8 protein-coding genes are annotated in these 13793 nt (G+C 46.7%); 6 read left to right on the top strand and 2 right to left on the bottom strand.

Features of this window, described 5'->3' with window-relative positions:
• Window positions 1–445: 445 nt before the first annotated feature.
• On the bottom strand, window positions 446–1291 hold the full coding sequence (locus BMW79_RS08895) for a bifunctional helix-turn-helix domain-containing protein/methylated-DNA--[protein]-cysteine S-methyltransferase (protein WP_089893360.1): 846 nt from the start codon (window positions 1289–1291) through the stop codon (window positions 446–448).
• Between the two features lie 655 nt (window positions 1292–1946).
• Between BMW79_RS08895 and BMW79_RS08900 the strand changes: the two genes are divergently transcribed.
• The 6 genes from BMW79_RS08900 to BMW79_RS08925 all read left to right on the top strand — a co-directional run bounded on the left by BMW79_RS08900 (window position 1947) and on the right by BMW79_RS08925 (window position 12398).
• Window positions 1947–4067 (top strand): right-handed parallel beta-helix repeat-containing protein, encoded by a 2121-nt coding sequence (locus BMW79_RS08900; RefSeq protein ID WP_089893363.1) that lies wholly within the window; start codon window positions 1947–1949, stop codon window positions 4065–4067.
• Window positions 4068–4083: 16 nt separating this feature from the next.
• Window positions 4084–5283 carry an alginate lyase family protein gene (locus BMW79_RS08905; protein ID WP_089893366.1) on the top strand — a complete coding sequence of 400 codons (1200 nt, stop codon included), beginning with the start codon at window positions 4084–4086 and terminating at the stop codon, window positions 5281–5283.
• Window positions 5284–5657: 374 nt separating this feature from the next.
• Window positions 5658–8801: a SusC/RagA family TonB-linked outer membrane protein gene (locus BMW79_RS08910; RefSeq protein ID WP_089893369.1), complete on the top strand. Its 3144-nt coding sequence runs from the start codon at window positions 5658–5660 to the stop codon at window positions 8799–8801.
• Between the two features lie 12 nt (window positions 8802–8813).
• Entirely contained in the window at window positions 8814–10274 is a 1461-nt protein-coding gene (locus BMW79_RS08915; protein WP_089893372.1) for a RagB/SusD family nutrient uptake outer membrane protein, read from the top strand.
• 191 nt (window positions 10275–10465) lie between these two features.
• Window positions 10466–10885: a c-type cytochrome gene (locus BMW79_RS08920; protein ID WP_089893374.1), complete on the top strand. Its 420-nt coding sequence runs from the start codon at window positions 10466–10468 to the stop codon at window positions 10883–10885.
• A gap of 268 nt (window positions 10886–11153) precedes the next feature.
• Window positions 11154–12398 carry a DEAD/DEAH box helicase gene (locus BMW79_RS08925; RefSeq protein WP_089893376.1) on the top strand — a complete coding sequence of 415 codons (1245 nt, stop codon included), beginning with the start codon at window positions 11154–11156 and terminating at the stop codon, window positions 12396–12398.
• A gap of 47 nt (window positions 12399–12445) precedes the next feature.
• Here BMW79_RS08925 and BMW79_RS08930 read toward each other — a convergent pair whose 3' ends face one another.
• Window positions 12446–13789, bottom strand: a complete 1344-nt coding sequence (locus BMW79_RS08930; protein WP_177192091.1) for a DUF2252 domain-containing protein — start codon at window positions 13787–13789, stop codon at window positions 12446–12448.
• Window positions 13790–13793 lie beyond the last annotated feature (4 nt).

Here is a 13793-nt window from a genome sequence, read left to right on the forward strand (position 1 = left end):
TTTTTTATTTTTAAGGTAACCTATAAAAATAGTGAGCATCTGCAAAGATGTTTTTTTAGCAACCAAAATCTGAATAAACGGAATTATCAACGATAATACTGATTGATTAACATCTAAACCGGCGCTGATCTTTCTTGGGAGAATAATACTCATGCCTATTGGTGTGTGGTTTACATTCATTACAATGGTGATACATAACTGTCTAGCAAAATTTTTTTTCCTCGTCTAACCGGCAGGCACTTTTGAGTGCTGGTCCTTTTTTTCATAAGCAAAAACGGGGCTGTCCTACACAAGCGGGCAGCCCTTTATTATTTGGTACAGCAGATGAGTTGGGTGGTTGCAGCGTATAACCTGGTGGATCTGATCAGGGAATGAGTAGCTGATAACATGCTTATAAGGTGCACCTGGTCAGGGAATGCCTCCCGATAGAATGAAGTATTTCTTCCTATATCTCCCAACTATCGTTATCTCCTTTTTTGGCGGCTTCCCAGCCTATCATGGCGCTTTTGCGGGTGCTTCCCCAATGATATTGCCCGGTGTCTCCGGAGGCTTTGATGACGCGGTGACAAGGAATCAAAAATGCGACCGGATTTTGTGCTACTGCGGAGCCCACGGCTCTGGAGGCATTCGGGTTTTCCAGGGAAGCGGCTAACTGGGAATAGGTGGTGAGTTTGCCGAGCGGAATTTTCAGCAGTGCTTCCCATACTTTCAGTTGAAATTCTGTGCCTTTCAGGTGTAGTTTTATTTCAGACAGCCGGTTCCAGTCCTGTGTAAACAGGTAGAGTGTGTTTTGCTGGATGAGGTCCACCATCTGGGTAAACTGTGCATGTGGAAACTGCGTGGTGAGTTCCTGGAGCGCCTGTTGCGGATCGTCTGCGAAAGCCATGTGGCAGATGCCTTTAGGTGTGGATGCCACGAGAATATTGCCAAACGGACTTTCCGCAAAGCTGTAATTGATGTGCAGGGCTTTTCCACCGTTTTTATATTCGCCGGGTGTCATGCTTTCGATATTGATAAAGAGGTCGTGTAAACGGCCGGTACCCGACAGTCCTGCTTCGAACGCCGCATCAAATACGGTCACTTTTTCCTGTCTCAGTATCCCCTTTGCATAGTCGAGTGTAAGGTATTGCAGGAATTTTTTGGGTGTAACGCCTGCCCATTCAGAGAATACCCGTTGAAAATGAAATGGGCTCATATGCACTGCGGCGGCCATTTCCTGCAGGTCGGGTTGTGTTTTGAAATGCTCCCTGATATAGTCTATTGCCGTGGCAATGGTGTTGTAATGATTCATGACTTTCCTGTTTTAAAGCAAAGGTAGCCTCGTGAATATCGGCAAAAAACCCGGTTATTGCGGAATCGAAAAAACGGCTGATTATACATTAGTTACTGAAAACGTATGCATTCTGCTTTTTAAACCAGATTTTTTCTGAAAAAGTAAAAATTTTATCTAATTTAGGCATCCGGAATCACTACAATCGATTGTATTGCAGAGTTCTGGATTCCAGTTAAATTATTCCAATTAAATTATTTACCACATATGCTGTAATCTGTTAGTCAGGCTGTTTTTAGAGTAATATATGCAAACGTTTGCAAGTTCTCTCTTAGTTGCCGTGAAATACGGCCAGCAGGGTTTTCCAGCTTCCATCAAACATTACGTGATGTTAAAATATTTGCCACGTTATTTGTCATCTTGTCCTGTGCGTATCTGGTGTGTCTGCATCTTTTACCAACAACAGGTTTGTACCAGTCCGTTGTGCTTTTTCCCCGGGATACCACCCGGAACAGGTTGATCAGCGGCGTAGTCACCGGTGAGCAACAGCGGGAATTTCCGTTGTCACTATCGTCCTGAAAGGTAACAACGATAAGCTATCCGGCCCCAACTGAAAATATGTGCCATTTATCAGTTCCTATTACTTTTATACACCTTTTTTAATTTCCACGTTATTATGAAAAAACTGTTATCCTTTCTTTATTGCTGTCTGCTAACATGGTGTTGCTTATCTGCCACCGCTCAATCAAAACCTTTTTCGCATCCGGGTATGAATCAGAGCCGCGCCGATCTTGATTATATGAAACAACAGGTGCGCAGCGGTGCAGAGCCATGGAAAAGTGCCTTTGAAAGACTAAAGGCAGCCACCGATCTGCAATATAACATACAAGCCTATACGCACGTGCTGAGAGGGCCATTTGGAAAGCCAAATATCGGTGGTGGGGAATTGTCGAAAGGGGCAGACCTGGCATATGATTGCGCCGTGTTGTGGTATATTACCGGCGAACAGGTATACGCTGATAAAGCAATAGCGATCATAAATACCTGGTCTGCACAGTTATGGGATTTCGATTACAATGATGCCAAGTTGCTCGCTGCCTGGACCGGTCACGTATTCTGCAACGCCGCAGAGATTATCCGTTGCACCCCTGCCGGATGGAAACAGCCGGATGTGGAACGTTTTACGCATATGCTGATGACGGTATACTATCCGCTGATGCGTTATTACTTCCCGCAGGCCAATGGTAACTGGGATGGTGCAATTATTCATTCTATTATTGCCATCGCGGTGTTTACTGATAACCGGGAGATGTTTAACAATGCAGTAGATCATTTTTTACATGCACCTGTCAATGGTAGCCTGTTTAAATATATTTATCCTAACGGACAGTGCCAGGAAAGCCGCCGGGATCAGGGACATGTGCAACTTGGCTTGGGTGAATTTGCAGGCGCCGCACAAATTGCCTATACGCAGGGAACTGATCTGTTTTCTATTGCCAATAACAGGATAGCGCTGGGTTACGAATATACTGCCGGCTACCTGTTGGGCGATACGCCTTATTGTTATGGCGGAGAAATTTCCACGCGGGTAATGGGGCTGAGAGACGACTATGAGTATGTGTACCGGCACTATGCCGCGCAGGGCATCTATCTTCCGAAAACAACAAGGGCAGCAGACTCCGTGCGTGGGAAAGCTACCCGTAGTATTTTAACTTCCATGCGTTTACCGGCGAAAGGTATAACGACAGCGGGTACACGAAATGGAAAACTGTTAAATAAGAAAGATGGCGGTAATATATCTGCTGCTGCTTCTACGCCAATGCCCGATACCACCGCTTATATCGCAGGTGCTGGTGCACCCGTGAAACAGGCCATCCCTGCGGATGCGATCTATGTATTACCCGGAGCTTCTTTACAGGACGCCCTGAATACGGCGGCCGGTAGTTCCCGTTGGGTAGTAGCAGCGAAGGGCATACATACTTTACCAGCTTCTCTGAAAATGCCTTCCGGTGTAACCCTGGCTGGAGAAGGACTGGGCACGGTGTTGTTCCTTGACCCGGCATCGGGCGCACGCGATGCTATTGTAAATGCTGCTGATGATCTGCATGATGTAACTATCCGTGACCTGGTACTGGAAGGCGCTTTGAAAACAGATCCGGGTACAGATCCCAACAGCAACCGTTCTTTTCGTGCAGCCGCCAACAGGGGCGGGATTATTTTTCTGGCGCAACAGGCCGGCGGGATTAAACGTTTGCAATTTATCCGGGTCACTGTACAGGGATGTACTTTCAATGGACTGCAACTTGCCGGTGCAAACGATGTGACGATTGAGCGTTGTGATTTTAATGAAAACGGATCCAGTGTAATACCCGGGCCTCGTTTGCAACACAACGTGCTGCTGACACATTGCAGCGATGTACGGATTCGTAACAGCCGCCTGGATACTTCGCCTTTTGGCAGTGGTATTGCACTGAGTGAATGCCGTAATGTGAAGATCGCAGGCAATGAAATAGCACGCAATGCCTGGTATGGCGTTACGATAGCAGGCAGTGAAAAGGTGAGCATCCACGATAATTTTGTAGAAGCCAATGATAGGGGAGGCTTGCTGCTGGAATATCTGCAGACAGGAAATAAGGACGTAGATATCCGGCGTAACCGGGTGCATTATAATGCCGGTTTGGGTGTTACAGCCTATGGCATGATCAATAGCGTGGTAACGCAGAATATATATGTCGGCAATGGAAACGCAACACAGCAGGAACTGATCAGTGCTGCCAGAAAAGTTATCATGGAATAATTAAAAATGACCACCAATGAAAATCTTCCGTACTGTTTTCGTTGTAATGACGGGGCTGTCCTTTTCTGCAATGGCGCAACAGGCACCTCCCACTTTTCTGCTTGATGGTGCTACGCTGGCTGCCAGCAAAGCCGCTATTGCGCAACATGATCCGGTAAAGGAGCAGGCGCTGAAAGCTTTGCTGGTGGCAGCCGACCGTGCATTGACCAACGGACCTTATGCAGTTACCTTTAAAAGTAAGTTGCCTCCCAGCGGTGATAAACATGATTACATGAGTGTGGGTCCTTACTGGTGGCCCGATTCCACTAAAGCAAATGGATTGCCTTATATCCGCAGGGATGGCGTAGTGAACCCGGAACGTTACTCGATCAAGGATGATGCATTTTATAATTCATTATGCCGCGATGTGCAAACGTTAGGACTGGCCTGGTATTTTACTGGTGATAAAAAGTATGCGGACAAGGCAGCTGCATTGCTGCGTACCTGGTTCCTGGACCCTGCAACCCGTATGAACCCTCATCTGAACTACGGGCAGGCCATACCAGGGATCACAGAAGGAAGGGGTATCGGGTTGATAGACACACATATCATCACTTCACTGATAGATGGAATTCAATTGCTGAAAGGATCGCCTGCGCTTACTGCGGACACTTATGAAGGCATCCAGCAGTGGTACCGTAGTTTCCTGAGCTGGATGCGTACCAGCCCGATTGGAAAAGATGAAGCAGATGAAAAGAATAATCATGGTACCTGGTACGACGTGCAGGCAGTGGCCATCGCGTTGTTTACACAGCAACCCGATCTTGCCCGTCAGATGCTGAAAGAGCAGACGCAGGAACGCATCCGTTCCCAGTTTGCCGCTGATGGCAGCCAGCCGCTTGAACTGGCGCGTACGCTGTCATGGAACTATTCCTATTTTAACCTCGAAGCATTTTTTGAATTGGCCATGATGGCGGAGAAGGTGCAGGTAGATCTATGGCATTATGAAAGTACAGACAAGAGAAGTATCCGTCAGGCTTTTGCGTGGATGCTTCCTTTTGCTACGGGTAGCCGTACCTGGGAGCATCAGCAGATCAAGCCGATACACATAGGTGAGTACGCCGCATTGGCCATTGTTGCAGAAAAGAAATATCCTGAACTGGATCTGGCGCCGCTCTGGAAGCTGTATCCTAAAACCCCCGGCTATGCTTGTATCCTCACCGGATGGGGTGAGTAAGCATGCCTTACTATGTACTGCTGCCGGCGACTGCAGCCCGGCAGCAGCAAAACATATTTATCTCTCCCGAAAAAAAATTACCGGAATAGTAAAATTTATTTATTTTTAAGTGATCCGTAAAAGGACACTATAGAGGTACTGTGCATTTTTTTACGATAGTAGCAACCAAGAACCTGAACTAAACCTATTTTTTTTAATCACTACAACTGTAAATCTAAACTGACTATCAGCCGTAAATCCAGCTGATACTTCAGCATCAATATTTTTTTGGCATTGCGATTCGGTCTCCGGAACCGGAAAGGGATGTCTATTTCCAAAATCTGAACCACCACCATTGTAATTATTTGATTCACCCACATTAAATCTAAACTGACATGAGGAAAATTCTACTCGTGCTGGCAGGTATGCTATTGGTTGCACACTCGCTGCTGGCACAGACTACCCACACTGTTAAAGGGAAGGTAACGGACGACAACAGTAATGGATTACCCGGTGTTTCCGTAAGTGTGCCCGGTGGTAAAAGCGGCACTGTTACCGATGGAAAAGGAGAATTCTCTTTTTCCGTACCGGATAATACAAAATCATTGAAGGTATCTTTTATCGGATACGAATCGAAGACCGTCGTTATCCAGGGCAATGATGCCGGCACTATTGTGCTGCTGGCCGATTCAAAAGCTATTTCGGAAGTAGTGGTGGTGGGTTATGGTACCCAACGGAAGAAAGATGTAACCGGTAGCATCGTATCTGTGAAAGGCGGTGCCATCGCAGAGTTGCCGGTACAGAGCTTTGAAGCTGGTCTTGGTGGACGTGCCGCCGGTGTACAGATCACTGTCCCGAATGGTATTGTGAATAACCCGCCGGTATTCCGTATCCGTGGTTCCAACTCCATTTCTATGAGCGCCTATCCATTGATTGTAATTGACGGTGTACCCGCGTTCTCCGGCGATGTGGGCGCCACTATTTCCAACTCCCCGCTGAACCCACTGGCAAGTATTAATCCCGCTGATATCGCGTCTATTGATATCGCTAAAGATGCTGCTGCTACTGCTATTTATGGTAGCCGCGCTGCCAACGGCGTTGTATTTGTAACCACAAAAAAAGGAAAGGCAGGCCGGCCCAGGGTTGCTTATGATGGATGGGTAGGTACAACTAAACCTACCCGTTTGCCGGAAGTGCTGAACAGCGCACAATTCCTGGAAATAAAAAATGAAGCCCTGAAAAATGCAGGTAGTACGGATCGTTATGTACTGAATGAAGATGCTAACGGGAAACCGATTGATACCAAATGGATGGATGTGGTGTACCGTGACCAAACAGTTTCCCAGAATCATAATGTAAACGTGTCCGGTGGTACCGAAAGTACCAGCTATTATTTCTCTGCCGGCTATACGAAACAACAGGGTATTTTGAAACGCAATGATTTTGCACGTAAAAGTTTATTGTTCAGCATTGACCAACAACTGGGAAAAGCTTTCTCTATTGGTTCCCGCATGTCGTATTCCAATGAACAAAGCCTGATCTCCGGTTCTTCCGGCTCACTGGAAGGAGAGGCTTTTAACTCCGGAGGACTTGCCCGTCTTGCGTTCCTGACTTCTCCACTGGTGTCTCCCTATAACAACGATGGTAGTTATAATCTGAGTGGTTCCGGCATGAGCGGTGGAAAGAATACGCTGCCAGTAGCTATTTATAATCCACAGGTATTGCTGGACAAAGATCATTCAAATACAGAGGCCAGTCATATCCAGGGGAATGTGTATCTCCAGTTGAAGCCTACAGACTGGATCACACTGAAAACACAGTATGGTGTAGACTATATTCTCATGAACAATGACATTTACCTCAACAACCTTTCCGGCGATGGCGTGTCATCCAACGGGGATGTGATGAGTATTTATACACAGAATAAGCGCTGGGTATGGTCCAATACTTTGCAGCTGGATCGTTCTTTTGGTAAGCATAACCTTAGCCTGCTGGGAGGTTTTGAACAGCAGCGGGATTCAAGGGAACGTTATGGCCTGCGCCGGCAGAAACAGATGGATAATTATTTCAACAACAGTGAAGGTGGTTGGTTAACGGATTTGTCGCGCTATTTGCTGCGCAGGGAAAATTATTTGCTGTCTGCCTTCTCCCGTTTAAATTATAATTATAACGAGAAATATTTTATCAGTGCCAACGTAAGACAGGATCAGTATTCTGCATTTGGTCCCAACTATAAAAAAGGTCTTTTCTACGGCTTCTCTGCGGGCTGGGAAATTACGAAAGAAAGCTTCTGGACCAATGCCGGTCTGGATCATGTATTCAGCAGTTTCAAGATCAGGGCCAGTCATGGTAAAGTGGGTAACTTCGCTGGTTTGGGCGATTATGATGCGTTGTCTTTGTACAAGCCTTCTCCTTATGGCGGCAATCCTTCCATTTATTTTAACCAGGCGGGAAATCCGGATCTGAACTGGGAAACCAGTAAGAAAACAGATATCGGTTTTACCTATGGATTATTGAACAACAGGATCAGTGGAGAGTTTTCTTACTACTATAATGATATAAACGGGTTAATCCTGTTTGTGCCGCAAATGCCATCTGCGGGTATTCCTATTACCAATATCAATGCTACGATTGCCACTATTCCTACGAATGTAGGCAGTATGTATAATAAGGGCGTGGAATTCAGTGTGAATGCAGTAGCGGTAGATAAGGCAAACTTTTCCTGGAATGTAGGTTTTAACATTGCGTACAATAAAAACCAGATCACATCGCTGGCCGGTGATATCACCACTATTCCTTTTGTCACCAGCAGCCTGGAGCAAACCAGTGTGAATAAAGTAGGGCATCCCGCGAGCATGTTATATGTAGTGCGCACCGATGGGGTAGATCCTGCAACCGGCAGAAGAATCTTTATCAATGCGAATGGAGACCGGGTTTTCTTTAATAATGCGGATGCCGTAAAGTATAAGTACGAAGATGGGAAAACTGCGCCTACAGTAGGTGTGAAAGATGCCGTGGCTTATAAAAATACCAATCCCAAATTCCTGGGCGGCCTCGAAAATACTTTCCGTTACAAGGCTTTTGAGCTGAATGTATTACTGACCTATCAAACCGGTTTCTATGTGTATTATGGCAGTAATGCCGGTTTGAGGGATCAGCGTTACTGGAACAACAGCACCGATGTGCTGAACCGCTGGCAGAAAGCTAGTGATCAGACAGATATGCCACGTGTGGTGTATGGTGATAATATTTCCAATGGATCTTCTTTTGCGATTGCCGCGAATGTATTCAAAGGTGATTTTGTGAAACTGAATACGGTAGGACTGAGTTACACGGTGCCGGAGAAAGCAGCGAAGGCTATCAGGCTGCAAGGTGCGCGGGTGTATGTAAGAGGACAGAACCTGGCACTGATCACGAAGTATCCCGGACCAGATCCGGAAGTATCTTCCAATGGTAACAATGCTTCCGGTCAGGGAGTGGATCGTAATACTATCGGGAACGGCAGAACGCTGACGGTAGGTCTTAATGTTAATTTCTAAACTGCAACGAAGATGAAAAAATACTGTGTATCTATATTAGCGTTTGGTATCATTGGTTTAGCGGCTTGTCAGAAAGGTTTGCTGGATCCTGTACCTTCTACGGATATTCCTGACTTCAAGGCTTTTGAAACAAAGGAGCGTATTGCCAGTCAGGCGAATGGTTTATATTCTGTGATGAAGCATGGCAAGTTTCTCGGTGGAAAATTTGCGATAGCCAATGAGGTAAGGGGAGAAGATTTTGTGAATGAGAAAGCGAACAACGTTACCCTGAACGCCACGTGGAGAATGGTACCTACGGGTGAAACGCAGGAAGTAAAAGAAGTGTGGTCGCAGGGATATGCCACGATCAACAACGTAAATGTTTTCCTGAGCGGTATGAATGCCGTAGGTAATAAAGTGGTGGGTGATTCTATTGCGAAAATATATGCAGCGGAGGCGAAGTTTGTGCGCGGGGTGAGTTACTTTTCGCTGCTGCAATTATATGCACGTCCGCATTGGGATGGGGCTGGTGCAAAGCCGGGGCTGATCCTTCACTGGGAGGCACATACGAAAATCGGCAACTATGCCCGTGCGCGCAGTACGGTGAATGACACTTATGCACAGATCATCCGTGACCTGGATTCTGCAGAAACCATACTGCCTAAACCTGCGGCAGGTTCCTTGTCGGCCGTTACACATGCCAATGCTTATAGTGCTATTGCCTATAAAACCCGTGTGTACCTGTACCTGGAACAATACGACAAAGTGATAGCAGAAGCCGCGAAGCTGGTATCTGCGGGAGCGCCATTTGTATCGCCGGGTGGTCATGCCCTGGAACCGGATGTGCAGAAGGTATTTACGGCGCCTTACATTACAAAGGAGTCGATCTTTTCGTTGCCGTTTACCGGTTCTACAGATGATTTCCCGCAAACACAGACCCAGCTGGGATATTATTTCACGCCGTCTGCCGCGCCTTATACCGGCAATGGGGAGTATTCGATGCATCCCAATGGGGTGATTGCAGATGCATCCTGGAAGGTAGATACGGATGCACGCCGGAAATTTATCCTGAAATCGGGTACTAAGAATTACTGGATCAAGTTCCCTACACCAAGTCCGTTTACGGATTATATCCCGGTGATCCGGTATGCGGAAGTGTTGCTTAACCTGGCGGAAGCAAGGGTGCGGCAAACGAACAGTGTGGATATAACAGCAGTGGCGTTGTTATCGGCAGTGAGGCATCGTTCCGATGCGACTATTACCTATACGCCGGCAGATTTCCCGACAGTAGCGGCGTTGTTGTCTGCTATTGCGCAGGAGAAGCATATAGAGTTGCTGGGAGAAGGTTTCCGGAGCATGGAAATCACCCGGCTGGGTCTTTCTTTCCCGTCTAAGAGCAGTACAGTGCCGGTGATTGCACCTACGGCTTCGCAGTATATCTGGCCTGTCTCTTCTGATGAGCTGATCTATAATAAGCTTTGTGTTGATAACTGATTCATTTCCTGAGTATGCAACACCCCGTGGCCGGAAGGCTGCGGGGTGTTTCTTTTTTTGGGATATGGCATGTAAATAGCTGTCATCCGGGCAGGGAATGATACTACAGGGGAAAATCTACAACGTATGATTCTTTTTTGTAGATTCCCTTTCTGAAGGAAGCTTTTATATACTTATTTAAACCCATGGACATGAAAATCAGGAAAAGTTTCATAGTGGTGGCGGCATTAATGGCGGCCGGTACCCTATGCTCACTCGCACTACCCCAGGAGCCGGAAAAGGCGACCAATCTGAAAGTATTACCAAAGAACATCAGCCATGAAGAGCTGATTACCGTGATGCGTGGCTTTAATGCGGCATTAGGTGTAAAATGTAACTACTGTCATGAGCCACGGAAAGATGATCCGAAGAAACTGGATTTTGCCAGCGATGCCAATGAGCACAAAGGAACCGCAAGGGAGATGCTGAAAATGACCAAGCGTATCAACAAGAAGTTCTTTAAAGGCAGTGAAGTGATGGCAGTTACCTGTTATACCTGTCACCACGGTAATGAAGAGCCAAAGACCAAGCCCGATGCAGCGCCGGCACCAGCAGGAGCACCCGCCAAGTAATTTCTCAAAGCCGCTGCAAAGCGGCTTTGCTGTTTCTACTTTCCCCAAACAGTCATTTTATTCCCTTTCATATGTTATTTTTTTAATTTATCAGCATTGGGACTGGAAATTCAGTATCTTTGCTTCCGTCTGTTGAGTTAAAAGCATAAAGCACAGAAATATCTATTCTCTCCAGTCCGGAAATCTTTTCTTTACTGCTCTCCTCAATTGTGATAACGCTAAAGATGAAGAAGCGTTATTTTATATTTATTACATCAGATATATCAACATGTTATTTGAGCAATTAGGGCTTATTGAGCCCATTTTAAAAGCAGTTAAAAGCGAAGGGTACACCACACCTACTCCTATACAATTGCAATCTATTCCTATTGTATTGGAAGGTAAAGACCTCCTTGGCTGCGCGCAAACAGGCACCGGTAAGACGGCTGCGTTTGCTATCCCCATTTTACAGTTATTACATAACAGTACACCGGCCAAACCTGGCTTTAAACATATCAGAACACTGATCCTCACACCAACCAGGGAACTGGCGGTACAGATCGATGAAAGCTTTGCTGCTTATGGCAAGCACACCGGTCTGAAACATGATGTGATCTTTGGTGGCGTTCCTCAGCACCGGCAAACTATTGCCCTGCGCAACGGAACAGATATTCTCATTGCTACACCGGGTCGTTTACTCGACCTGATGAACCAGGGGTACATCTACCTCAATCATCTCGAAATATTTGTGCTGGATGAGGCTGACCGTATGCTGGACATGGGTTTTATCAATGATATCAAAAAGGTGATCAGAGAACTGCCGCAACAGCGCCAGACTTTGTTCTTCTCGGCTACCATGCCGCCAAGCATTGCCCAGCTGGCTAATTCATTGCTGTATAAACCGGAGAAGGTGACCATTACACCGGTATCTTCTACGGCAGAAAGGATTGAGCAGTCGGTATACTTTGTAAAGAAGAAAGACAAACAATCCCTGCTGGAAACGATCCTGAGAGATCAGCGTATCGAGCGTACCATTGTATTTACACAAACCAAGCATGGTGCAGACAGGATCGCCAAGAACCTGAAAAAGCGCAACATCAATGCAGATGCGTTGCATGGTGATAAATCACAAGCTTCCCGTCAGAATACCCTGAACAACTTTAAAAATGGCCGCCTGCGTGTGCTGGTAGCTACCGATATTGCTGCGAGAGGTATTGATGTGGATTCACTGGAACATGTGATCAACTACGATCTGCCGAATGTTTCTGAAACTTACGTACATCGTATAGGCAGAACCGGTAGAGCGGGTGCAGCGGGTTATGCGCTTTCCTTCTGTGATACAGAAGAAAGACCATTCCTGCACAGTATCAATAAACTGATCCGTCAAACGATTCCATCTGTGTCGCATCCGTTTGAAGAAGCGGCCATCATGGAAGCCAACAGTGCCAATCCTGAAATGCCAAAGGCGCTGCCCAGAAGGCCGAAGCCACATAACAGGAGAGGAAAGGTAGACAAACGTGATAAAACGTTTTAGAAGATAGTCATTATGACGCCGGGGATGTTGTAGAACAACATCCCTTTTTATTTTCCTGCCGGCGCCGGTACCGGCAATTTTCCTGCTTTAATTGCTTTGAGGAATTCCCCGTAATCTTTCTCTGTCTGGTCGGCATAGGCCACCGCAAATTTGCCGATCGCTTCATCCATTATATCCGCTTTGCCCATATAGCTGCTGATCAGCATACCGGAGCCTGTTTTGGCGTGTGCACGGGCCAGCACTTTTCCACACAATCCTGCATACGCAGCCAGTATTTCCTTATCAAAATGTTCCACATCGGGCGCAATTTTGCGGTCTCTCAGTTGACGCAGGTAATAGTGTCGGTTATCCGCATCTGTGCTCCAGCCGAGGAAGATATCGCTGGCGGCTTGTACGAGGCGTTGTCCCTGTACAATACGTTCGCCGTTGTGGGCGTATTTAGATTTTTCAGTGTAAGCTTCCAGCACGCTGGTACGGGCTTCCTTAACCTGGAGAAAAAGCGGTTCTTCTTTTGCATTCATGAGCAGGGCCACCAGGCAACGGGTGCCTACACTGCCCACGCCTACTACTTTCAAGGCAATGTCGATGATGTTGTATTGACTGAACAGATACCGCCGGTCGTCCTGTAAAGTATTTTTATAAAAGGTGAGAAAAGAATGTACCTTCTTTTTTTCTTTTTCCAGGTCGATGGGATGATAAACCAGTGGGTGCTGATCTGCGATTTCAAAGTTACCCAATACACTTTGCGTGATCTTATAGAATACAGAGGAGTGGGAGGTTTTTTCCGCTTTATCCATCGCCTCTTTCAGCATTATTCTTACCCGTTCGCTCCGGGTCTTGTTCATGAGCTCATGCATTTCAAATTTCATATACCAGAGATCCAGTGTATTCATTTGTGCATATTCCGCCATGGCGGTGCGGTAAGACATGGCCATATCAATGGCCATTTGCCGGGCATCGGATTCCCGCATGTTGTTGTGCCGTGCGGCCAATACGAAGCTGGTAGCGAGCCTCTTTACATCCCATTCCCAGGGGGCGGGTAATGTTTCATCAAAGTCGTTGGCATCGAAGATCAGATTGCGTTCAGGGGTGGCAAACCCGCCGAAGTTCATGAGATGGCAATCGCCCATAGCCTGTACGTGTATATTGGTATGTGGCAAGGAGGCAAGATCGCGCGCCATGATATCTGCAGTGCCTCTGTAAAATGCAAAGGGCGAAACACTCATCCTGCTCATCCGGATAGGAATCAGGTCTTTTACCCGGTCGTAGTTGGAACTATTGATGGCCGCCAGTATGGTAGGGCGTTTGGGCGGAAGCTGAAATATTCCCTGGGAGGTGCGGGGAACTTTATCCCTGATCTTTTTGCCGGAGTTGTCGATGGAGTCTGTCATAATA

The sequence above is a fragment of the Chitinophaga arvensicola genome (assembly GCF_900110835.1).
GTDB classification, from domain to species: domain Bacteria; phylum Bacteroidota; class Bacteroidia; order Chitinophagales; family Chitinophagaceae; genus Chitinophaga; species Chitinophaga arvensicola.